The organism is Lysinibacillus sp. PWR01 (assembly GCF_043359455.1).
Taxonomy (GTDB): domain Bacteria; phylum Bacillota; class Bacilli; order Bacillales_A; family Planococcaceae; genus Lysinibacillus; species Lysinibacillus fusiformis_F.
Genome location: NZ_JBHERJ010000065.1, coordinates 1 through 23,534, shown reverse-complemented (window position 1 = coordinate 23,534; position 23,534 = coordinate 1). Strand labels below are relative to the sequence as shown.

At 37.1% G+C, this 23,534-nt stretch carries 22 protein-coding genes; 7 read left to right on the top strand and 15 right to left on the bottom strand.

From position 1 onward, the window contains the following. Nucleotides 1-37 precede the first annotated feature (37 nt). A complete protein-coding gene (locus ACEVFT_RS12955; RefSeq protein ID WP_342440997.1) occupies nt 38-1,006 on the top strand; it encodes a 4-hydroxy-3-methylbut-2-enyl diphosphate reductase in 969 nt (322 codons plus the stop codon). Nucleotides 1,007-1,053: 47 nt separating this feature from the next. Here ACEVFT_RS12955 and ACEVFT_RS12950 read toward each other — a convergent pair whose 3' ends face one another. Together ACEVFT_RS12950 and ACEVFT_RS12945 are read right to left on the bottom strand one after the other, a co-directional pair. Further along, entirely contained in the window at nt 1,054-1,755 is a 702-nt protein-coding gene (locus ACEVFT_RS12950; RefSeq protein WP_393950192.1) for a response regulator, read from the bottom strand. Between the two features lie 18 nt (nt 1,756-1,773). After that, a complete protein-coding gene (locus ACEVFT_RS12945; protein ID WP_393950191.1) occupies nt 1,774-3,375 on the bottom strand; it encodes an ATP-binding protein in 1,602 nt (533 codons plus the stop codon). Nucleotides 3,376-3,465: 90 nt separating this feature from the next. Here ACEVFT_RS12945 and ACEVFT_RS12940 point away from each other — a divergent pair, with 90 nt between their 5' ends. From ACEVFT_RS12940 to ACEVFT_RS12930, 3 genes are all read left to right on the top strand, one after another. After that, entirely contained in the window at nt 3,466-4,515 is a 1,050-nt protein-coding gene (locus tag ACEVFT_RS12940; RefSeq protein WP_393950190.1) for a TRAP transporter substrate-binding protein, read from the top strand. Nucleotides 4,516-4,778: 263 nt separating this feature from the next. Then, nucleotides 4,779-6,038 carry a dicarboxylate/amino acid:cation symporter gene (locus tag ACEVFT_RS12935; protein ID WP_205444427.1) on the top strand — a complete coding sequence of 420 codons (1,260 nt, stop codon included), beginning with the start codon at nt 4,779-4,781 and terminating at the stop codon, nt 6,036-6,038. A 153-nt stretch (nt 6,039-6,191) separates the two neighbouring features. Beyond that, complete coding sequence (locus tag ACEVFT_RS12930; protein ID WP_393950188.1) at nt 6,192-6,728, top strand: tubby C-terminal domain-like protein; 537 nt, start codon at nt 6,192-6,194, stop codon at nt 6,726-6,728. A gap of 75 nt (nt 6,729-6,803) precedes the next feature. Here ACEVFT_RS12930 and ACEVFT_RS12925 read toward each other — a convergent pair whose 3' ends face one another. Beyond that, nucleotides 6,804-7,430, bottom strand: coding sequence for a hypothetical protein (locus tag ACEVFT_RS12925; RefSeq protein WP_393950187.1), 627 nt, complete (start codon nt 7,428-7,430; stop codon nt 6,804-6,806). Between the two features lie 284 nt (nt 7,431-7,714). Between ACEVFT_RS12925 and ACEVFT_RS12920 the strand changes: the two genes are divergently transcribed. After that, complete coding sequence (locus tag ACEVFT_RS12920; protein WP_004227198.1) at nt 7,715-7,894, top strand: hypothetical protein; 180 nt, start codon at nt 7,715-7,717, stop codon at nt 7,892-7,894. A 65-nt stretch (nt 7,895-7,959) separates the two neighbouring features. Here the strand turns inward: ACEVFT_RS12920 and ACEVFT_RS12915 are convergent, their stop codons facing one another. The 11 genes from ACEVFT_RS12915 to ccpN all read right to left on the bottom strand — a co-directional run bounded on the left by ACEVFT_RS12915 (nt 7,960) and on the right by ccpN (nt 17,594). Then, nucleotides 7,960-8,499, bottom strand: coding sequence for an NADPH-dependent FMN reductase (locus ACEVFT_RS12915; protein ID WP_205444434.1), 540 nt, complete (start codon nt 8,497-8,499; stop codon nt 7,960-7,962). A 214-nt stretch (nt 8,500-8,713) separates the two neighbouring features. Continuing rightward, nucleotides 8,714-8,962 carry a DUF2164 domain-containing protein gene (locus tag ACEVFT_RS12910; protein WP_342441003.1) on the bottom strand — a complete coding sequence of 83 codons (249 nt, stop codon included), beginning with the start codon at nt 8,960-8,962 and terminating at the stop codon, nt 8,714-8,716. A gap of 113 nt (nt 8,963-9,075) precedes the next feature. Further along, nucleotides 9,076-9,300: a hypothetical protein gene (locus tag ACEVFT_RS12905; protein ID WP_342441004.1), complete on the bottom strand. Its 225-nt coding sequence runs from the start codon at nt 9,298-9,300 to the stop codon at nt 9,076-9,078. 14 nt (nt 9,301-9,314) lie between these two features. Then, nucleotides 9,315-10,436 carry a Nif3-like dinuclear metal center hexameric protein gene (locus ACEVFT_RS12900; RefSeq protein ID WP_393950185.1) on the bottom strand — a complete coding sequence of 374 codons (1,122 nt, stop codon included), beginning with the start codon at nt 10,434-10,436 and terminating at the stop codon, nt 9,315-9,317. Then, nucleotides 10,437-11,129 carry a tRNA (adenine(22)-N(1))-methyltransferase gene (locus ACEVFT_RS12895; protein WP_393950183.1) on the bottom strand — a complete coding sequence of 231 codons (693 nt, stop codon included), beginning with the start codon at nt 11,127-11,129 and terminating at the stop codon, nt 10,437-10,439. A 165-nt stretch (nt 11,130-11,294) separates the two neighbouring features. Next, nucleotides 11,295-11,657, bottom strand: coding sequence for a cytochrome c550 (gene cccA, locus ACEVFT_RS12890; protein ID WP_205444443.1), 363 nt, complete (start codon nt 11,655-11,657; stop codon nt 11,295-11,297). A 464-nt stretch (nt 11,658-12,121) separates the two neighbouring features. Further along, complete coding sequence (locus ACEVFT_RS12885) at nt 12,122-12,688, bottom strand: hypothetical protein (protein WP_393950181.1); 567 nt, start codon at nt 12,686-12,688, stop codon at nt 12,122-12,124. 245 nt (nt 12,689-12,933) lie between these two features. Continuing rightward, nucleotides 12,934-14,061: an RNA polymerase sigma factor RpoD gene (rpoD, locus tag ACEVFT_RS12880; protein ID WP_004227165.1), complete on the bottom strand. Its 1,128-nt coding sequence runs from the start codon at nt 14,059-14,061 to the stop codon at nt 12,934-12,936. 32 nt (nt 14,062-14,093) lie between these two features. After that, complete coding sequence (gene dnaG / locus ACEVFT_RS12875) at nt 14,094-15,926, bottom strand: DNA primase (protein ID WP_205446999.1); 1,833 nt, start codon at nt 15,924-15,926, stop codon at nt 14,094-14,096. 206 nt (nt 15,927-16,132) lie between these two features. After that, complete coding sequence (locus tag ACEVFT_RS12870) at nt 16,133-16,945, bottom strand: pyruvate, water dikinase regulatory protein (protein WP_205444447.1); 813 nt, start codon at nt 16,943-16,945, stop codon at nt 16,133-16,135. A gap of 16 nt (nt 16,946-16,961) precedes the next feature. Then, nucleotides 16,962-17,594, bottom strand: coding sequence for a transcriptional regulator CcpN (gene ccpN / locus ACEVFT_RS12865; protein WP_205444449.1), 633 nt, complete (start codon nt 17,592-17,594; stop codon nt 16,962-16,964). Between the two features lie 427 nt (nt 17,595-18,021). On the opposite strand from ccpN, the gene ACEVFT_RS12860 reads away from it, so the two are divergent. Further along, nucleotides 18,022-19,407 carry a glycine--tRNA ligase gene (locus tag ACEVFT_RS12860; protein ID WP_342441007.1) on the top strand — a complete coding sequence of 462 codons (1,386 nt, stop codon included), beginning with the start codon at nt 18,022-18,024 and terminating at the stop codon, nt 19,405-19,407. Between the two features lie 39 nt (nt 19,408-19,446). On the opposite strand, the gene ACEVFT_RS12855 is transcribed toward ACEVFT_RS12860, so the two are convergent. Further along, the gene (locus ACEVFT_RS12855) at nt 19,447-21,177 is read right to left on the bottom strand and encodes an HD-GYP domain-containing protein (protein WP_393950178.1); all 1,731 of its coding nucleotides are present in this window, start codon (nt 21,175-21,177) and stop codon (nt 19,447-19,449) included. A gap of 826 nt (nt 21,178-22,003) precedes the next feature. Here ACEVFT_RS12855 and ACEVFT_RS12850 point away from each other — a divergent pair. After that, complete coding sequence (locus ACEVFT_RS12850) at nt 22,004-23,404, top strand: S-layer homology domain-containing protein (protein ID WP_342441009.1); 1,401 nt, start codon at nt 22,004-22,006, stop codon at nt 23,402-23,404. Nucleotides 23,405-23,534: the final 130 nt, after the last annotated feature.

The following is a 23,534-nucleotide window of genomic DNA, read 5'->3' as shown; positions in this document are numbered from 1 at the left end:
ATGTAGATAGGTAAGCTTGAAAGGAGTCACAACCACCATGCAAGTATTAAAAATTAATCCACGTGGCTATTGCTACGGTGTTGTGGATGCGATGGTGATCGCTCGTAACGCCGCACTTGATAAAACATTACCAAGACCTATCTACATCTTAGGGATGATTGTGCATAATAAACATGTCACAGATGCGTTTGAAGAGGATGGTATCATCACGTTAGATGGTGAGAACCGCCTAGAAATTATTGAACAAGTTGAAACAGGTACTGTCATTTTTACAGCACATGGTGTTTCACCGGAAATTCGTGAGATTGCGAAGCGAAAAGGCTTAGTGTCCATTGATGCTACATGTCCTGATGTAACAGTTACCCACGATTTAATTCGTGAAAAATCTGCAGAAGGCTATGACATTATTTATATTGGTAAAAAAGGACATCCCGAACCAGAGGGTGCTATTGGCGTTGCCCCGGAGCATGTCCATTTAGTACAGTCTTCTAACGATATTGATGCTTTACAATTAACAAATGATAAATTACTTGTCACAAATCAAACGACAATGAGCCAATGGGATGTCGCCCATTTAATGGATAGTTTAAAGGAAAAATTTCCACATATTGAGGTACACAAAGAGATTTGCTTAGCTACACAAGTCCGTCAAGAGGCTGTTGCTCAGCAAGCAGGTGAAGCGGATTTACTAATTGTTGTAGGTGATCCTAAATCGAATAACTCGAACCGTTTAACACAAGTTTCTGTAGAAATTGCAGGAACACCATCCTATCGAATTGCAGATGTTTCAGAGCTAAAAGTAGAATGGTTAAAAGGGATCAACATTGTAGCAGTAACAGCGGGTGCTTCTACGCCAACACCAATTGTAAAAGAGGTGATTAACTTCCTTGATCAATTTGATGAAAATGATCCATCTACACACGAGATCAAGCGTACAGTGACACTTAATAAAATTCTGCCAAAGATTAAGACACCAACACCTGTTGATAAAATCCTGCCCTATTAATGAATAGCAAAAAATCCTGGTTGCCATCATGACAATCAGGATTTTCTTTATTTACTAAAATAATAGTTTATCGGACGACCAATCCCACCGTAATGGACATCCATTATGATTTCCTCTTGTTTCTCTAAATAATCTAAATATCTTCTGGCAGTTACGCGGGCAATACCCACTCCACTCGCTACTTCTTCTGCTGAGGCACCATCTACCGATTGTAAAAAGTGCACAACCTTTTCAAGTGTGGTACGATTAAAACCTTTTGGGAGATTTTTCTCAGATTTCAATGGAACGGATTGTTCCAAAATGGTTTGTCCATCACGATAATGAAATAACTGATCCAATTCTCCTTGTGTGAGCTCATGTTCTGTTTGTGTTTGCTTTTTAAAGCGTAAATAATTGTCAAGTGTCCCTTTGACACGTTCAAAAGAAAATGGCTTCATTATATAATCAAAAACACCTAGATGCAGTACCTGTTTCACTGTCTCCATGTCATTTGCAGCCGTTACGGTAATGACATCTACTGGTATATCCAGCTCACGTATTTTGCGTAAGCTTGTAATACCATCTTGCTCTGGCATAAAAATATCCATAAAAACTAAATCAGGCTCAAGATGACGAATTTGTGTAATGCCTTCTAAGCCATTAGGTGCCTGTCCAATCACTTGAAAATGTTCTACCTTTTCAATAAATTGACGATTTACCTCTCGTACCATTGGATCATCCTCAATTAATAATACCTTGATCTGTGCCACTGCTAGCCCTCCATCCCATTATGCATAATAAAAGGTGATTAAAAAACTTGTGCCTTTGTTTGGCTCACTGATGACTTCAATATCACCCTGTCCTTTTTCGACGATTTCTTTTATTAAAAATAACCCTATTCCACGGTAGTTTTTCTCTTTTGTAGAATAACCATTGTCAAAAATGTGCTGCTTGACCTCTTCCGTCATGCCAACACCGTTATCGGTTACTAAAATAGCTAGTACATCATCATCTTCATCCACAGAAACATGAATCACTTTCTCCTCAACCTGTACATCCTTTAATGCATCAAATGCATTTTCTATTAAATTACCAAAGAGAATGACGAAATCATGATGATCCAAATTAGGTGGAAAGGATGTTAGTCGGCTTTCACGATCAATTTCCAGCCGAATTCCTTGTTCTTTCGCATAGGAAATTTTACTGAGCAGTAGTCCAGATATATTTTCATTTTTTATTCGTTCATTTAAAAAGTTAGTGATTTCATCATGCTCTTCCTTCACCTGTGTTAAGTAAGAAAGTGCCTGGTCATGATGACCTAGCTGTAAAAGACCTGCTATTGTATGCAGTTTATTTTTATGCTCATGTGTTTGCACGCGAAGGGCTTGGACAAATGCCCTCACTCCTGTTAATTCTTCGGCAAGTTTTTTCACTTCCGTACGGTCCTTAAACATGGCCACTGCTCCAACAGTTTCGCCATTAACCTGTATCGGAATTCGATTACTCATAATACTATGATTATTAATATACAGCTCACGATTAAATAACGGCTGATCCAGCTCTAAAATTTCAGGAAGTCGTGTATCTGGCAGGACATGAAAGATTTTCTGTCCTATCAATGTAGAGGGGTTTTCATTGACCCCTAAGATATCACAGGCTTTTTCATTAAAAATCGTAATGGTCAAATCATTATCGATAGCAATGATACCTTCATGCATGGCATTAAACGTTTCTGTACGTTCTACATACATTTTGGCAATTTCATGCGGCTCTAACCCAAACATTTGCTTTTTCATATGCAGCCCCAATGTTCGTGCTCCCCATGCACTAAAAATCAACGATAATAGAACAGTAATCATTAGTTCGGTTTGCATTGATTGCAGTAACTCCACTACTGTAAGTACACTGTACCCCACTACTGTGACACCTATTTGTCGTCCTTCATGGTTCATAATTGGGACAAACGCACGAACCATATTACCATGTTCCCCACGTGCAATCGAGGTATAGTAATGCTCTGAAAAAGCAGCGTTTAAATCTCCAGAATGTGATATTCGACCAAGTTCCTGACTGTTAGGATGAGAATATTTCCGTCGTTGCATATCAAGAACAACAATATATTTTGCCCCATTGATATCACGGATTTCTTCTACGACAGGGTTAATATGCTGTATAGCCTCAGCGCGATTATCACTCGCAATATATGTTTTGATTTCAGGGAGCTGTGAGACGGTTTTTGCTACAAGAAATGCCTGATCACTTAGTTTGGTCTTTTGCTCATTCATGACAAAACCTAACAAAAAAGTACCACCAATACTAAAGGAAAGCATCAGAATAAAAAAAGTCAGAGACATAATTTTTCTCTGCATGGATAACTTGTGAAATTTCATATGACCGCCTCCCTCCTACTATATTTTAGCTTACTCCATATGTTAGAATAACAAAAACATCAGAAAATACGAATAAATTGGGTGTATTCAATGAAAAAATTTATTATTGGAACGATTATAACTGTGTTTGTATTAATCGTCTCTATCAGTGTTCAGCAAGGATTACTATTCGCCAAGCCATTACCCTACGATGATGAACAAAAGGGCTTAGACACACAGATAACGATTCATTTAAGTCATGTCGTCGCTGAAAATACGCCTAAAGGACAAGCTGCCAATAAATTTGCTGAGCTAGTAGAAGAAAAAACACACGGGAAAGTCAAAGTACATGTCTACTCCAACTCCTCTTTATTTAATGATGAAAATGAATTTCAGGCATTGCAAAAGGGTGACGTAGAAATGATCATCCCTACTTTTTCGAAGATGACAGCCTATGTTCCTAATTGGCAGGTGCTTGATTTACCCTATCTATTTAATACAAACGAGGAAGTAAAGGAAGTCCTAACAGGTTCTATTGGTGAACAATTAGTCAATGAGCTAGAGCAAATCCATATTAAAGGACTTGGCTTTTGGTACAATGGGTTTAAGCATCTAACCTCTGTCGATCACCCTATTCATACATTTGAAGATTTACAGGGCTTACGCGTGCGTACGATGCCAAGTAAAACATTAGAAAAGCAATTTGAAGTGGTCAAAGCAACACCTATACCCATTTCTTTTAGTGAGGTTTTTTCAGATTTAGAGAAACATGCGATAGATGCACAAGAAAATACCGCTTCTAATATCTATTCAAAGGGTTTTTACAAAGTACAAAAACATATGTCGATCACCCAACATGGTATTTTGGGCTATGCTGTGTTAATGAATGAAACCTTTTGGAATTCTCTACCTGTCAAAATTCAGCATCAGTTGTTGGATGCTATGAAGGAAACAACCGATTGGCAATTTGAGCAGGCTGCGCTGATGAATGAACAAGATATGGAAAAACTGAAACAGCTAGATGATTTTGATGTGTATACAATGAATCCACAAGAGAGACAGCGCTTTAAGGAACAACTAGCCCCTGTCTATGATTTTTATCGAGCGCATATTCAAAACGATCAAATCTTAGCAGAGATTGAAAAAATCGTTGCTCCCTAATACTTTTGTTCATTAATGAAAGATCCTTACAAAACGTAAGGATTTTTTCTTTTGTATTATAATAGATTCAATAAATTCAAATCTACTATAAAACAGCTCAAAATCCTTGATATTACTAGCTTCAACTCCCCCCACCATGAAAATGACCAAAATGAACAATACAACCATTACGGTCATAAGCACTATTGTCGGAAAATTTCAGCTATGATAACCACATGAAAGCGTTCACACAATATTCAAAGATGTTGTAGGGGGAGAACTATATGCGGATAAATTTGAAAAACTTAACAGTACAAGTATTGATCGCCATTGTACTAGGGATTATCGTCGGAGCAACATTCCCAGAATTCGGGGCAAAGCTCAAAATCTTGGCGGATATATTTATTAAACTGATTAAAATGTTGATAGCACCAATTATCTTCTTAACAGTCGTAATCGGCATTGGTAGTATGGGGGATGTTAAAAAGGTTGGGAAAATTGGTGGCAAGGCTTTAATTTATTTTGAAATTGTTTCAACCTTTGCTCTTGCAATTGGTTTAATCGTTGTCAATATTGTACAACCAGGTAAAGGTTTTAATACAGATGCGGCAAGTGGTGCTGATGTTTCACAATATACAGAAGCGGCTGCTGCAGAACATGGTTTAGGTGCATTTATTATGCAAATAATTCCTGAAAATGTAGTAGGTGCTTTAGCAAACGGTGAATTATTACCAGTCTTATTCTCAGCTGTTTTATTTGGATTAGCCGCTGCAGCAATCGGAGAACCAGCTAAACCCGTTATTAAATTTTTCGAGCAAGTGGCAGATATTTTCTTTAAAATCGTTAACATGGTGATGAAACTATCTCCTATTGGTGCATTCGGTGCCATGAGTTATACAATTGGAAACTTTGGACTTAAATCACTTGGAAACTTAGGATTTTTAATGTTATCTGTTTATCTTACAATGTTTATTTTTATTGTTGTGATTATTGGATTGATTACCCATTACTTCGGCTTTAGTATTTTTAAATTTATTAAGTACATTAAAGATGAGATTTTTATCGTTATCGGAACATCTTCATCCGAATCTGCACTACCTTCCATGATGCGTAAGCTCGAAAACTATGGCTGTTCGAAGCAAGTGGTAGGACTAGTTATTCCAACAGGCTATTCATTTAACTTAGATGGAACATCCATTTACTTATCAATGGCGGCTATCTTTATTGCACAAGCCTATGGTGTGGATTTAGATATTTGGCATCAAATTACGTTATTAGCCATCTTAATGCTTACTTCTAAAGGAGCAGCTGGTGTAACAGGCTCTGGCTTTATTACACTTGCAGCAACATTAGCAGCATTCCCGATGATTCCTGTAGAGGGGATTGCCCTTTTAATCGGCGTAGATCGCTTTATGTCAGAAGCACGTGCTGTCACAAATCTAATTGGGAATGGTGTGGCAACAGTGGTCGTGTCAAAAATGGAAAAAGAATTTGATACAGAGCAGGAAAAACGTGCTCTGTCAGGGCATACCCAGATGCCATAAAATGAAAAAGGCTGCTGAAAGCGAAATAATTCGCTATTTCAGTAGCCTATTCATTTATAGTAGATAGGCATGTTGATAAAAAGGATCGTAGAGCTCATTTCTTGAAACCTCCTCGACTGCTTACTCGTATAGATAATGACTGGAGGTTTCTTTATGGCAACATTTACACTTACCTATCCGAAAGGCTTTAAAAGCTTTACCGATATTCCGATCGTGAATGAACACAACGAAACAGTATGTGTGCTTCAAAAAATGGAACGATCCTCTACTGGTAAAGTACTGAATGCTGTCTTGCTGGTAGCGGCACAGCAAACATTGCCTTATCGTTATGAAACACGCACTACATTAGGTGCACCACTTTTTCAAGTACAATCGACCCTGTTAACAAAAGGAGTCAGCTATCAAATTGTCATGCCTAATGGTAGCTTGATACCGATTCAACGGAAAACAGTGCAATTATTAGAATCCTCTTATTCATTCAAGATGGACGATTTAGAATTTCGTTTTGAAAAGGATTTTACCTCTACTGCCTATTTATATTGCAATGATGAAAAGATTGCTAGTGCAAGCTCTATGGAAACTGAACTAGTACTTACAGGTATACAGTTTAAGCTTTTCCATACGGACGATATGCACTTTGTTGCACTCCTCGCAACCCTTTATCAAGCACTCTTTGCAATAACTACATAGTCTAGCTATAAACATGACAAAGGCATCGAGCGTCTAATTCTCGATGCCTTTATCATGGGTCACCTTTCTACAAGGCTAATTTATTTTTTCGCGCTGTACATTTAATATGTTAATGACATAGGAATCATTTTGTGATGCTTTTGCTTGTACAATCTTCTTGATGGCTTCTTCCATCCTCAACGCTAACTCAAGTGCCTCATGAGTGGCACCCTTTATTGTTGTTTGAATTGTAATGGTCGTTCGATTTTCAATGACTAAATATTCGTATACATCAAAAGCTTCTAAACCTGCGATTAAATCTTCCATCAATAGGTTTATATCATCCCCCATCATCTTGTTGTTATCGAGCAAGGAGGTAAACTCCCACCTTTCAAAGACTATGGGATAGTCCTTTAATGGAGACGTTTGAATAGCCTTTTTTGCAATGGATTCCATATCTTTTTTGACTGATTGAAAATAGTCTTCTCCGCCTACAACTTGAATCACTAATTCCTTTTTTTCAGTCGTTTTGACGTCAATGCCGACATACTTTTCAAGGAGCTTATCCTTCAACCGAGATAGACTCAACTCTTCATTTGTAATAAGCGAGTGAGCCTTTTTATTTGCTTCTGACCTTTTCTCTCCTACTAATTTATCAACTAGGATTAACATAGATATAATGACTACTAACAGTCCGATCACAAGCCCAAACCGTTTAACCATTGAATCTCCCTCCTGATAGGAAGGTATGTCCCCTTTTACTACAATATTCGCTTTTCTAGCTTGAAATAGCAGATACTTTTCGTACTAAAAAACGCAGTGTCAAATACATCATAAGGGAAATCAGCAAATGTTCAAACTGGTCTATCAGATCTTGTATCGCTTACTTTTTCCCACATATTCCGGGACGCGAAATAAATTTGCTTTGTTTTGTCCTTTCTGTGCCATGCTTCTCAAAAAGGAGTACACTTAAGAGGTAGTAATTCTATCATTTTGGAGGGTTTTATATGGAATCAAAAGCAGCGGATATTAAAAATATGCTGACATTAAATCTGCTCATACAAATCTTAGAGGAACGTGGCATTATGACAGATAAAGAATTAAAAGAGCGCCTGACAAATACTGTAAAACTATCTTCTATGGAGAATGATTTAAAAGAAAAAGTCATTGAAGAAATCAAACATTAATGGATTTTACCTTATCAAAAAACGACCGCTTTCTGAAAGCGGCCGTCTGAATCATATTCTTGAGGTTATGATCGAATTGTTTTCAAAGCCGTTGACCATGGTACAAGCTGATCTAACATTTGATGAACAGAATCTGCTTGCACCTCTTTTGGTTTAAAGACAGAGCCGTTTTCAAAATCAGTAAATAATGATAATGCTGGATGCACTCGAACATCGGCAACTAGTAATTCTCCAAGAATTCCCCGTAAATGCTCTGCTGCACGTGCACCTCCAACAGAACCGTAAGAGACGATACCAGCAGCTTTATTGTTCCATTCCACTCGTAAATAATCTAATGCATTTTTTAATGCACCTGTAATGGAGTGATTGTACTCTGCAACAATAAAGACAAAGCCGTCACATGCTGCTACTTTTTCTGACCATGCAGCTACACCAGAAGTATCTCCTCCTGGCTCCCCTAAAAACGGTAATTTAAAATCAGCGATATCAATTATTTCATATTCCGCATCACGACGTTTTTCCGCAACTTCCTTTACCCAAGTTCCAACTTGTGGGCTTACACGACCTTCTCGCGTACTTCCTAAAATAATACCGATTTTTAACATATGACGCCTCCTCTTATCATCCATTCTTGTGACTCGATCACGGTTCATAGTACGTGCTCGCCACTCGTAACCATTTTGGTCAGGAAAATATCCCTTTATTCATCACCAGTTAATTAGCTCTGAATAGTTTGAATTAAATTATCTTTAATTCAAGATTAAGGTACCATCAATCTTTATTTCCTGTCAAATATTTAAACTAGAGGGATAAAGAGGATTATTTCATTTGAATGGGCTGCTCCAATGCCTCTAATTCCTCTTCAATAGAGGCGTATTGTCTTTCCACTACATACTTAGCATCAGACAAGGCAGCATTATAAATATAGGGAGCAATATGCTCCTTAATAAAATCTAATACACGCTCCGCTTCAAACTCACTAATGTCTTCATCACGCTGATTATAGAAAAATCGTTGAATATCAGCAAGAATCATTTCCTGCTGATCTTTGGATAAACGGATAAACAAAATAACTCTCTCCATTTCTGCTAATAAATTTTATCTTCATCTTATCACTATCCATAGATTCCTTGCATAAAAAAAGGCTGAAACACTAGTTCTACTAGCGTTCAGCCTCCATTTCATTTTTTACATTCAAATGAATAGCTCGTGGATAAAAAATTTTTTTCCTTTGATACTATCGCTTGTCTCCCATCATCTTCACATTGCTGTGTCATTGCATCGATTTTCTTATTATTGACCATATTTGTCATCACCGTCATACCAATACCAAAAACAACGATGAATAAACCAATCATGATCCATAGCTTGCCGGCCTTATTGCCAGCTGGTCTTTCATTAGCCATATTTGTTCCCTCACTTATACAAATAAAAATGGTTCTGTATGGATGGTTGATTGGACGAATTCAACCAGATATTTTTTATTCTCACATAGTTCAGCCATTTTTTTTGCTACTCCCGCAATCATCACCTTTTCTACATGATGACCAGGATCTACTATTTGCAAGTCAATCGCTTGTGCGTCCTGTGCTGTATGGAAGTACATATCACCTGTTAAGAAAACATCTGCTCCTGCACGTTTTGCCGCATAAATATATTTATTGCCGTCTCCACCTACAAGCGCCACTTTGCTGACCGTGGATTGTAAATCCCCAACTACACGAACTGCCGGGACATCTAGTTGTTGCTTTACGAATTCAGCAAATTGTTGCAACGTCATTTCTTGCGTTAAGTAACCAACACGCCCTAATCCCATCACATTTGTTTGCTGCTCAAGACGTATTACATCATAGGCAGGCTCCTCATAAGGATGACTAGTCAACATGGCCTTTAACACGCGACTTTTAATGGATTCAGGAAATACGACTTCTACCTTCACTTCTTCCTCCACATGTAATTCGCCAACAGAGCCAACAAACGGATTTGCTCCTGCTAATGCACGGAATCGTCCTTCTCCAGTCGTTGTATAACTGCATGCTTCATAGTCCCCAATACGACCTGCCCCAGCCTTTGCAAGCGCCTCACGTAATGCTTCTGCATTGGCAGTTGGTATAAAGACTGCTAGCTTCAACAGATTTTCAGCATACGTTTCTTCTAATATTGAACGATTTTTTAGCTGTAGGGCATCTGCTAGTAAATCATTGACTCCACCTTCAGCTACATCTAAGTTTGTATGAGCAGCATATACAGCAATATCATGTTTAATGAGCTTTTCATATAAACGCCCTGCTGGATGATCTGTGCGGATATTCGCCAGGCGTCTAAAGATTGGTGGATGATGAGCGATAATCAGCTCACAGCCCTTTTCTATGGCCTCATTTGCAACGGCTTCATTGACATCTAACGTCACCAATACTTTGTTTACAGGTTTGTTTAGGGTCCCTATGGCTAGTCCAATTGGATCATTGTCCATACAAGCTAGTTTTTTGGGTGACCATGATTCGAACACTTGAATAACTTCTTGGCCATTTACCGTTTTCATCTACAAAACTCCTTCTACTAAGTGTATCAGAGCCATTAACTCTGCACGTTTTTCTTCAATTTCAGGTGTCTGTTCTGCTCCTTCAATGGATTGTAGTACACGTTGCCAGTTGTCTTTTTCGCGCAACCATTTTTTCGTAAATACCGGTGATTTACGCAGGCTTAGTTTAGGCCCAAACAAAATCTCTGCTGTAGAGAGCTCCATTTGCCCTCTTTGTAACACAAGGATTTCATAGATTTTATCATCTTCCTCTAAAATCTCTTCATCAAGAATCGCCCACTGTTGTGCTAAAGCCCACTCACGAATGACCTTAGCATGTATATTTGGTTGTAAAATAAGACGTGTGACACCTTGAAGCTTCTCTGGATGTTTCTCTAGAATGGAAACAATCAATGGTCCACCCATCCCAGCTATCGTGATTGTATCCACATGGTCAGCTTCTTCAATTGCTGCTAATCCATCTGCAAGGCGGACTGTCATTTTTTCAGTTAAGTTTTCCTTCTGTACTTGTCCTACAGCTGATTCATAAGGCCCTTTTACAACTTCCCCTGCTATGGCATAAGAGGCTGTTCCATTATGAATTAAATAGCATGGTAAATAGGCATGGTCACTACCAATATCCGCCATGATCGCTCCTGTGGGAACAAATTTTGCTACTGCTTCTAATCGCTTTGAAAGTTTTTGTGCGTTCATTTTTATACCGCCTATCTTCAATAGAGTCCATTAATAGTATGGATGATGTCGTGAAAAAAAACAAATGGAGTTGTCTCACATTTTTATGTGGACAACCCCATCTTCATGATTCTTTAAACCTAAAAAGTAGCTGTACGATTTCAGTACAGCTACTTGTCAGTTTTACTATTCTAAAGTAGAAATGTATTCAGCGATTGCTTTTGCTTCCGCTTCAGTTTTCATGTTTGGTTGCATTGGAGTACCTTCGATACCCTTAGTTAAAACTTCTACGATATGAGCTTCATCTAAGCCATGTAGGTTTGGACCCATACCACCAGTTAAGTCACCACCGTGACAACCAATACAAGCTTGTACTAGTGCTGAACCATCAGCATCTGCGTCTGTTGTTTCTGTAGTAGTTTCGCCACCACCCTCATGTTCAGCAGCAATTTCTTTCTTGTTATCTGCACCTTGTAAAGACATGAAGAAAATAAGACCAATACCAAATGCCAGAATTAAGATGTAAGGAACGACTGGATTGTTTTTCATAAGTTTCCCCTCCTCATTTTAAGTCTACTTCTATTATAATATAGAATCAGTCAACATCTAATATTGTACTTCATTAACAAAGAAACGAAAAGCCCTATTCGCTAAGTTTTCCTTTGTTTGTAACAAATTCGACATTTCTGTATCTATTGGATAAAATATGTCTTGCCAACATCCAAAATTGGTCAAATTTATCCTTTTATACAATTTCTTTTTCATTATATTCATGCTGTTATCATACCCTTTTCACGCATTCATATACCCAAAAAGTAAAAATCTGCACGCTTAAAATCAGCGTACAGATTTTGAATCTTCTTAGGTTAAAACTTTAACATGATGATGTTCTTATTATAGATAAATTGTCACAAATTATGATATTTATAAAAACACTAAAGTTCGATTAAGTTTTCTTCTCTAATATAGTAGATGGAGTCCTCTGTACATCGATACAAAAAACATTCGCTAAATCAAGATAAATTTATGATATAGTACCCAATCAATGCTATTAATCCTAAAGCACCTGAGACTGTGAAATATAGAAGTTTCATTTTGATACCTGACCAAAGCCATATGACACAATTCATTGCAATCAAGCAAAATAAAACCGTATTATTTCCACTAAAATATGTAGTACAAATGCGGATCGACATACTAAATAACAGAATAGCCGCTAGTACATGAAAAATAGGGGCTAGTAGATGTTTTTTTTGTGCCATTTGCCACGCAGCAATAAATAAGATGCAAGCGCCTACTCCCACGATTACTGTAAAAATCAATGTTAAAGATTGCATTGTAAAATAGAGTGCCAAAACAGCCATTATGACGATACATAGACCTACTACTAACAGGATCATTTTTCTTTTTTCTGATGGCAAGACCGCTTGTTTAGGATGTTGCACTGGTTCTAACTCCTCTATATCAGCCCCCTCTGTATAAAGAGCTGCTAAAAAGTCACAATAGTGCTCAGGTAAAAGTTTATTTTGCTTCCAAAACAAAATTTCATTAAGGATTATTTTTTTACGAGGATTTGTCATAGTGTTAGCTCCAAACATTGCTTAATAATGGTTGTATTACAATTTTATCTCACACTATTTGAAAACACATCTGTATAAAGTCGCAAATCTAGCATTTCCCTCATTCTAATTATCTATCATTGCGTAACATCGATAGGTGAATAGCAGGGCTAATTTCTTTTTGTTCACTTTTCATTTCTATAAAAAAGGAGCTATACCAATTAGTCATTTTCTCACTACTTGGATAGCTCCAGCTATTTTTAATTTTATTCTAAGAAATCTTTTAAACGTTTACTGCGAGAAGGATGGCGTAATTTTCTTAGTGCTTTCGCCTCGATTTGACGAATACGTTCACGTGTTACGCCAAAGACCTTTCCTACCTCTTCTAATGTACGTGTGCGACCATCGTCTAAACCAAAACGTAAACGAAGTACGTTTTCTTCACGGTCTGTTAACGTATCTAGTACATCCTCTAATTGTTCTTTTAACAGTTCATAGGCTGCATGGTCGGATGGAGATTGTGCTTCTGAGTCCTCGATAAAGTCTCCTAAATGGGAATCATCTTCTTCTCCAATTGGTGTTTCAAGAGATACTGGTTCTTGTGCAATTTTTAAAATTTCACGTACTTTTTCAGGTGTTAAATCCATTTCTTCTCCAATTTCTTCTGGAGAAGGCTCACGACCTAAATCTTGTAAAAGTTGACGTTGTACACGTATTAATTTATTAATGGTTTCGACCATGTGAACAGGAATACGAATCGTACGCGCTTGGTCAGCAATCGCACGTGTTATCGCTTGACGAATCCACCATGTAGCGTAAGTCGAGAATTTAAACCCTTTACGGTAATCGAACTTTTCAACAGCCTTAATAAGACCCATATTTCCTTCTTGAATTAAATCAAGGAATAACATTCCACGACCAACATAACGTTTTGCAATCGATACAACTAGACGTAAGTTCGCTTCTGCAAGACGTTTACGTGCTTCCTCGTCTCCTTGCTCTATACGTTCTGCAAGCGCAATTTCCTGCTCAGCAGATAATAAATCTACTCGGCCAATTTCTTTTAAATACATACGTACAGGGTCATTGATTTTAACTCCTGGTGGCACACTCAAATCATTTAAGTCGAAAGTTTCTTCGTTCGCTTCTTCTTTCATTAGACTCTCTTCTTCAAATTCTTCTTTTCCAATGATTTGAATATCTTTATGCTTTTCAAGATCCTCAGCGAAATGGAAAATTTCTTCGTTTTCCAATTCATAAGGTGTTAGTTTCTCTGAAATTTCTTTCATTGAAATTTCACCTTCTGTTTTCGCTTTTTCTTGTAGGAATTTTTTTGCATCATCTAATGTAATTTCTACTTCTATCTCTTTTGAACGTTCTGACTTGTCCGCCATAAACCTTCCTCCTTCTAAACAACCGAATCGGGTTAAATCGCCGATAACGATTTTCTTAAATGAATAATCTGTTGGGCGATTTCAAGTGCACGTGCATACTCATGCATCTTCTCCGCTTCCTTTGACTCATGCATCTTTTGATAAATTTCTTGCTCAATTCTATATTTTTGAAGCTGACGGATGGAGTCCATAACCTCTGCCTCTGCTTGATCAGGATCTCGCTCGACTAAAGCTGCTTCCATGACAATTTTCCGTAATTCAGCGTCATCCAAAATTTCCACAAAACGTTGATAATCAGGATGACCATACTCCTCATAAAACCCTACTAAGCGAACAAAAACAGCCATATAAGTATCTCGTACAAATGGCTCTTTTTGCTCACTACGTAATACCCTGTCCACTACATCTATATTATGAAGCATATGAGCCAGTAATAAACGTTCGGCACGTTCGGCTGCGTCCATAGGCTTTTGTTGTTGCGTGACTGGCATTGAAGGTATCTGTGTAGGCATCTCTGCTTTTGCAGAACGTACCTGATTAGCCTCCAGTTTTCGGAATTGGGCATAAATGGCTTCTTCCGAGATATTTGTTTCATTTGATAGCTGCCGTATATACAAATCTCGTTCAACTGGTGAGGATCTACCCACTAGCTGTTCAAGGACTTCTTGAATATATTGAAGCGTATCATTTTCAAATTGAAAGTTCTTATTGCGTCTAGCATGCATCATCATAAAAGCAATATACGCATGAGGGTTTTCCAAAATTTGTTCCTTAAATGCTTGTCCACCTAAAGTGCGAATGTATTCATCAGGATCTAATTTTTCTGGCAACACGGCAATATTGACTTTCATGCGCTCTGTGTGCAGTAGCTGCGCTGCTCGTTTCGCTGCATCAAATCCAGCATTATCACCATCATAGCAAATCGTAATTTGCTCTACTAAGCGCTTTAGCTTTGTGATATGCTGATTTGTTAGCGAAGTACCCATTGTCGCAACAACATTCATTACACCTACAGAATTGGCTGCTAAAACATCCACAAAACCTTCCATCAATACTACTTGACGATTTTTTCTGATAGAAGTTCGTGCTTTATCTAGGTTATAAAGCACTTCACTTTTTTGAAAAATTGGTGATTCTGGACTATTTAAATATTTTGCTTCCTCACCATTGGATGAAAGGATACGTCCTGAGAAGGCAATAATTTTACCATTCTCATCTCGAATAGGAAACATGATACGTCCTCTAAAACGATCAAAATAACGTTCTTCTCCCTCTCTTTTGATGATTAAGCCACTTTCGGCAATTTCTTGTAAGTTATAACCTTTTCTTTCAAGCAATATTGTTAATGCATCAAAGCTTGGGAGAGACCAACCAATGTTATTAGATTCTATAAGTTCCCTTGTAAATCCTCTTTCTAGCAAATAATTTAAAGGTTCTTCACCATCCTCTGTGTTCAACAGTAAATGATGAAAAAAATCTGCTGCAAAAGCGTGTGCTTCTTTCATCCTTTCTTCTGCTTTAGATATCTTTTTCGTTCCTCCGGGAAAACTTGGCTCAACATCTAAGTGTATGCCAACACGTTCCCCAAGTTTCACCACTGCATCAGGAAAAGAAATGCCTTCAATATCCATTACAAAAGTAATGGCATTGCCCCCTGCACCACAACCAAAGCAATGAAAAATTTGCTTGTCTGTAGATACAGAAAAAGACGGTGTTTGCTCTCCATGAAATGGACAGAGACCAAACCAATTTCGCCCACGCTTAGTAAGCTGCATGTATTCACTAATAACATCAACGATATCCGATTGTGTGCGAATCTGTTCAATTACTTCTTCTGGAATCTTCCCTGCCAAATCCATCACCATCTTTAATATTTGCGTTCTAGAAACACAATTCGCTATTCGTTTTAAAATTCCTTTATTTCTCGACAAAAAATTAGGATTTTTCTCTTATAAATATTTTTACCACAATTTTATTATTATAAAACAAAAATTAGTTTTTATCTATACCATTTTCAAAATCCACTCAAAAAAACCGCCTCTGCTAACCGAGGTGGTTTAAAATACTATCCTTATTTACAGGTCAAAATATGTTCAATAATCGTATTTGCTGTCTCTTCAACAGCTTTATTTGTCACATCAATAACTTGACAACCTATTTTACCGACAATTTTTTCAAAATGCTGTATTTCATCTAGAATTCTTTCATGCTGCGCATAGATGGCATCATCATTTAAGCCGAGAGACATTAATCTTTCTTTCCTTATAAAGTTTAACTTTTCAGGTGAGATGATTAAACCAAAGCATTTTTTGGGGTCTATCTGTAAAAGCTCTTCTGGTGGTTCTACCTCTGGCACTAATGGTACATTCGCCACCTTATATTTTTTATGAGCTAAATACTGTGATAGTGGCGTTTTAGATGTTCTAGATACCCCAACGAGTACGATATCAGCTTGTAATAATCCACGCGGATCTCTACCATCATCATACTTCACCGCGAATTCAATCGCTTCAATTTTTTTGAAATAATCATCATCCAGCATATGAACAATTCCTGGTGTTTCCAATGGGTTTTCTTCCATAAAAGCTGCCATTGATTGTAGGGCTGGACCTAATATATCCACAGCCTGGATTTTTTCTTGTTCACATAAATCATGTAATAATTTGCGCATTTCTTGACGAACAAGTGTATAGACTATAAATGCTCGCTGCTGCGAAGCAAGAAAAACAATTTTACGGATAAGCTCCTCTGATTGAATATGTGGAAATCGACGAATTACAGTATTTTCAAGACCCGGTCGGAACTGGCTAATAACCGCTTTTGCAACTTGGTCACCAGTTTCACCGACAGAATCAGATACAACAAATACGCGTAGTCTTTTCATGCAGCTCTCCTTCAATTTAGACATTTTGTGCAAGAGATAAGAAAGCTCGTGTAATCGTTGTTTTTGTAAGACGACCAACAATCGTTAAACCACCCTCTTGTGGTTCAACTACTGGTAGTGAATCAACCTCTCGTTCAATAAGTTTGTTCGCTGCAACAATTAAAGAATCTGATCTTTCACAGTACGAAATATTTGGCATACGCGTCATAATAATATGTACTGGAATTTTATTTAAATCCTGCGTGCCAATACTTGTACGCAGTAAATCTTTGCGAGATAGTACGCCTGTCAAAAACTCATTCTTATCTACGACAAAGAGTGTACCAACATCTTCTGAAAACATAAAGCAAATTGCATCATAAACCGTCATTGTTTCAGGGACAACTACAGGGCCTGAATGAAAATCCTTCACTTTTAAATTGTGAATACTATCTATTAATGCAACAGATGCCTTCTTACCTGAATAAAAATAACCAACCCTTGGCCTTGCATCTAGAAATCCTGCCATTGTTAGGATGGCTAAATCTGGTCTTAAAGTGGCTCTTGTCAGATTGAGACGTTCGGCAATATGTTCTCCAGTAATAGGGCCGTTTTCTTTCACAATTTGTAATATGTCTTCCTGACGTTTATTGAGTTCGATTGGACTCACCGCCTCAAATCTAATAGTGTTATACTTATGCTCAATTATTATATACTATTTTAATAATTATTGCGAATTAAAGAACTACATGCTACAATATTCACACATACGCTTGCTCTATCAGTATTTTCGAGCAAATTGCGTTATACAGGCGATGATGGGAAAAAAGTATCTGTTCCATTCAAAAGCGAGTAGAAGATGGTGAAAGTCTACACAGTAACAGAGAAAAGGCACTCCCTGAGCTAACTTTTTGAAAAGAGGTTTTAAACTACTCGTTTAAAACAATCAGGGTGGAACCGCGGGTATTAGCACTCGTCCCTGGGCATACATTGTGCCCGGAGACGGGTGCTATTTTCATTTAGTTGCCACTGAATGAAAAAAACTTTGGCGTTTTACCGCTAAAAAACAATATGAAAACTTTGAAGGAGGCTATTTTATGGCTAACAAATCAATGGAAACCATCGTATCATTAGCAAAACATCGAGGGTTCGTCTTCCCTGGTTCTGAAATCTACGGAGGTTTAGCAAATACTTGGGATTATGGTCCACTAGGCGTTGAATTAAAAAACAATATTAAAAAAGCTTGGTGGCAAAAATTCGTCCAAGAATCAGAACACAATGTAGGTATTGACGCTGCCATTTTAATGAACCCAAAAGCTTGGGTTGCTTCAGGTCACGTTGGTAACTTTAATGACCCAATGATCGACTGTAAATCATGTAAAGCTCGCCACCGTGCAGATAAAATTATCGAAGACGCTGCATTGGCAAAGGGCGATGAAATCATTGTTGATGGTATGACATTCGATCAAATGAAAGAAACAATGATTAAATATGACGTCGTATGTCCTGATTGTGGAAAAGCTGATTTCACAGATATTCGCCAATTCAACCTTATGTTTAAAACATTCCAGGGTGTAACGGAATCTTCTACAAACGAAATTTATTTACGTCCAGAAACGGCACAAGGTATTTTCGTGAACTTTAAAAACGTTCAACGTTCTATGCGTAAACGTACACCATTTGGTATTGCACAAATCGGTAAATCTTTCCGTAACGAAATTACACCAGGTAACTTCACATTCCGTACACGTGAATTCGAACAAATGGAGCTTGAATTCTTCTGTAAACCTGGCGAAGACCTTGAATGGCATGCATATTGGAAAGAATTCTGTAAAAATTGGTTACTAAACCTAGGCATGAAAGAAGATTCGATGCGTCTTCGTGACCATGAGGATGATGAACTATCTCACTACTCTAACGCGACAACAGATATCGAATTCAAATTCCCATTCGGCTGGGGAGAGCTTTGGGGTGTAGCAGATCGTACAGATTTCGACTTAAAACAACATATGGAGCACTCAGGTGAAGATTTCACTTATATCGATCCTGTATCAAACGAACGCTATGTTCCTTATTGTATTGAACCATCATTAGGAGCTGATCGTGTAACATTAGCCTTCCTATGCGATGCCTATGATGAAGAGGAGCTAGAAGGTGACGATAAGCGTACCGTTTTACGTTTCCACCCTGCTTTAGCACCATTCAAAGCTGCCGTGCTACCACTTTCTAAAAAATTATCTGATGAAGCTACAGATGTTTGGGCTGAACTGCGTAAAGCATTCCCTGTTGATTTTGATGAGTCACAATCAATTGGTAAACGTTACCGTCGTCAAGATGAAATTGGTACACCATTCTGTATCACATATGATTTTGATTCAAAAGAGGATGGCCAAGTAACAGTACGTCATCGTGACTCTATGACACAAGTTCGTATGCCTATTGCTGAAGTAAAAGCATATATTGAAAAACATCTACAATTCTAATAAAAAAGAGGGGGTAGCCAATTGGCAACTCCCTCTTTTTTATGCTTTATATGTTGAAAATAAGCGCTCTTGCATTTTTTCCTCGAATGAAAACTTTTTCATACTCATCCCTATTAAGCTCACTAATAGCTCCTCAATATCTGCTAGTGAGTAATAAAGGAATGTACCTTCTCGCATTGGACGAACCCGTTTGTCAAACGTTTGTTCATCTTCAATAAAATAAGCGACATTGACCTCACAATGTTCCATCAATTGTGTAATCCGTTGATCATCACCTGGATTTATGAAGAATGGCACAATTTTATCAATATACAAAATACTTTGCACAAGCTTAATGAAGAAATTTTCGCGTAACGATGTTTCCACAACTAAAATGGTCGTTTGTTCATGCTGATAATCCATATATAAAACATTTAATTGCTCTTCTAGTAGTGTTTTTAAGATACCAATAGAATTTCGATATTTCGTCATATCCGTTTGGATTTCTCTTGTTAATAAACGTAATATACGAAAGGCTGGTAAGAAAATTTTTAAGACAATTTCTTTAGGATGTAAATGGTCAATTAATTTATTAAAATGAATTCTCAGATTATTTTCATCACAGCGGATTAATTGCTCTACAAATAAATTGAAAATCTCTTCAAAGCTATTAGCTCGATAGTCTATCATTTTCGTAATTCTCACACTATAGTTCAAAGGTAAGTTCATAGATTTCTGCTCATCTAGCAATCTCACTTTTGGTAATGTAGGAAATAAATCATAAACAAGTTCTACTTGTGCACTGCGATTATCTGATAACATGACAACAGAGTTGACTGGGTAAATCCCTAAACATTCTACAAATTTATGCATAAAGCTCTCATTATATAAATGACGATCTCTGTATAAAACAGCTAAAGCATCTGTAGCACCGTAGCCAACGTGATAGACTCGCTTGGATGTCATTGCTGAATATACATCAATAATTTGTAATAATTGTACACCATCACTCATATCATCCGCACAAAGTTGATTTGGATAGCCCTTTCCCGCAAAACGTTCATGATGATCTCGTGCCAAATAGGCGATGTCTTCCTCTTTATGTTCGATAAGTAGCTCGTAGCCTTTTGTGGTGTGTGCCTTGACAATATCAAACTCATCTTCAGAGAGTTTACGTTTTAAATTTAATATTTCTTGAGGTATAAAAACCTTCCCGATATCATGGAACAAGTAGCCCCTAGCTAATGTTTCGATATCTGTTAAACCTAAGTATCTGGCAAAAATTGTACCTAAGACAAATACATCAAATGAATGGACAAATGAATACTCATCCCATTCCTTTAAACGCATAAGTAGCTCATAGCGATATTTTTTTTCCAAAATCTTTTCAAAAACACCTCTTACATAAGCCGTATCCTGCATGCTTTTAAGAATTTGTCCATAGCGTAATTCATGCACGACATTCTCCAGTGTTGTCATAAAAAGTTGACTAACTGTCTCTTTATAATCATCCACTGGATCTCTTTTTTCCATTAATGGGGCAAATAGATCTTCATATTCTCTTGTTCGTTGAGCACTTAAATCATGGACAACTCGAACTGAATCAGATGGCAAATAGACAGATAATTCATCTACTTTACGAAGTTTAAGTAAGGCAATAATTCGTTCCGTTAAAACTAAATCTTTTTTAGCTAATAAACGATACTCTGAAAAAATATCTTCTGCTAATATATCATTTGCTTCAACTTCATGAATACTTAAGGTTACTTTTCGTAGCATATATTTTGCCACATACGCAATGTACTAAGCACTATGTGACTCCCTCCTTCTTCCATAGGACTGCGCTATTCTGATAAACGTATAACAATACGTTTTGCTGATAGAGGCTTTTATATTTCATAGGCGTGTCTAAAGTGATCTAGCGTACATCAGTTTCGATGGGGATTAAACGACTAAATTATATTTAAAAAATATAATTACCATTATCTATACCATTTACAATATCATAGGTTAAAATGCCTTTTCAACTAGTATATGGGACTCAAATGAACAGTTTCTACCACTTATATAATGAAAACTAAACGAAAATACAAATCTTTTTACCTATAAATTTATGTATACATATAGATAAAAAATAAATTATAAGTTAATTAGACTCTATATTTTTCAATTCATGATAAATAATTATTAGATAAAATTAAATTTTTCCAATAATTTTATTTTGTAAAAATTAAAATTTTATTGATTAACATTCCATCTAAAGTGAAGAATATAACACTACTATGGTCCTGGATATAGAAAGAGAAGTGGCAGATATAGTTGCTTCCACCTATAAACTTGTAAACTCAAAAAATTGAATGCTTTTGTGCTAAGACATAATTGCTTACCAATTACGTCATGATGAGGATGAAATTTCCTCTATTCGGAGTTCCATCTTTTTGGTATAAATAAGGTATTATAGTTAGTATTAGCTGTTAAATAATGAATAATTAACAAGCTAAAGACACACCCCCTTTTAACATTCAATCGTCCGGAAGTTTGAACTGATACATAGGAAGGTCTGACCAGAAACATTCATACTATAAAATTTTCTATTGTACTATTTGGAGGAATTCAATTGCAGTCTCAACGTTTATTTCAACTAGCTATAGCAACTGCTTTAGCAACAAGTGCGATTATTGTCGCACCACCAGCACATGCAGCATCATTTTTTCCTGATATCAACCCATCCAACGAGGAAGGAAAAGCCATTATTCAGTTAGCAGATCGAGGCATCATATCTGGCTATATGGATGGAACATTTAAACCTGCAAACCCTATTACACGTACACAGGCTGCGAAGATTTTAGCAGGTATTTTAAAGCTCGATACAGTTCACGTAAAAAATCCTCAATTCAAGGACATCAAACCTGGCGATGAAAACTACGGTGCCATTGCTGCATTAGCGAATGCTGGTATTATTAATGGAGCAAATGGTTATTTCTACCCTACTCAAAATATTACACGCGAGCAAATGTCAAAAATGATTGCAAAAGGCTTTGGATTAACAAGTCCAAGTAACACACAATTACCATTTACAGATGTCAAAAAGGGGAATGAATTTGAGCCTCATATTAAAGCATTGTTTGCAAATGGTATTACAAAAGGAACATCTGCAACGACTTTCGGTCCAAAAAGTAATGTGAAGCGCTCTCAACTGGCTGCTTTTGTTGTGCGTGCTGAAAAGATGCTTGGCAATGCAACCATCTATGCAAAACAATTTAAGCAAGATTATATCTTTGCATTTTATGGTGGTTTAGAGCCAGCAACGGATATTTTCACTTGGGATGAAAATGAGGACATGACAGAATCTATCACCATTACCCCATTAAAAGAAGGAACGGGCAAATTGGTAATCACTGGATTCACAGACGATTCAGAGGACTTTACTGAAATCTTTTATTTAGTACATGTAAAAAATGTTAATGGGAAGCTAAAGACAACGCTTGAAGAAGTAAAGGAAGAAGATTATATAGAAAATTTACCACTTGATATAACGGAGAGCCATTTACCTTTCGTGCCAACAGAGGTGACGGTCCATAATACGAATGGACAGGCACTTGCTCCCAATTTATACAGCTTTAATCAACAAGATCAAACACTATCCATCTTGCAAAATGGACAATTCATTGTTACATTTTCAGATGGAACTCAACAACAAAAGATGGCTGCAGAAGTGTATTCCTATGATTTTGTTCGCAACATTGATTTATATCATTTAACAGATGAATTAATACTGACGACGCAAGAATTACCTTTTGAACCAGCATATGTAGCTCTCGAAAGTTTTGGTTTTGAGCCAGTACCTGTAAAAGCGACGATTCTTAACGGGCAACTACATGTTACGCCAAAAGCTGAAGGTCTAGCGATTCTCCATTTAACAGGTAAAAACGAAGAAACAGCTTACCTTTATATTGAAAGTAAAAAAATTGCTGGACAATGGGCCTTTTTAGTGTCAGAGGATGAGGAAGAATTTTAAATAACGGAAAATGCCAGATGAACATTACGGTTCTTCTGGCATTTCGCAGTGTTGAAACCAAAACCATCAATAGAATTTTTGTAATAATGAATTTCCGTTACAGGCTACTTGCTTCCTTCTCTACCGCTCC